Origin of the sequence: Pedobacter sp. MC2016-24 (assembly GCF_015223055.1) — a bacterium.
Taxonomy (GTDB): domain Bacteria; phylum Bacteroidota; class Bacteroidia; order Sphingobacteriales; family Sphingobacteriaceae; genus Pedobacter.
The window spans coordinates 1-417 of sequence record NZ_JADFBX010000057.1 but is presented as its reverse complement, the minus strand read 5'-3'; the positions used below and the strand labels follow the sequence as shown (position 1 = coordinate 417).

The window sequence follows — 417 nt, the reverse complement described above, 5'->3', positions numbered from 1 at the left end:
TGTACCTGGCTCTCCTTTAACCCAAAACCTGACAGCAGATTACGGTTTCGGCCGGGTTGGTTTGGGCTTAACGGTGAACAACGAAAGCGCGGGGCTGCAAAGGCAGACCCGTGTGGTAGGTAGTTACGCGTACCATTTGCCATTGAGCGGCGATAACCAGCAATTGCATTTTGGGGTGTCCTTAGGCTTCATGAGCCAACGCCTGGAAAATGCGGATATTTATGGCAATCCGAGTGATCCGATGGTAGGGCAGTACAACGACCGTAAAACTTACCTGGATGGTGATTTCGGGGTATCTTATACCTCTGACCACTTAAACATCCAGGCTTCGATTCCAAACCTGAAAAGTGTGCTGAAAAAAGATGTGATCAAACTGGCGGATGTGGCTACTTTTTACACGGCTGTAAGTTACCGGAT

General features: G+C 48.9%; 1 protein-coding gene. It reads left to right on the top strand.

Going from position 1 to position 417, the window contains the following annotated elements; translation table 11 throughout:
* Positions 1-417 (top strand): type IX secretion system membrane protein PorP/SprF (locus tag IM797_RS28245; protein ID WP_194130570.1); only part of this gene is annotated, 417 nt, incomplete at both ends.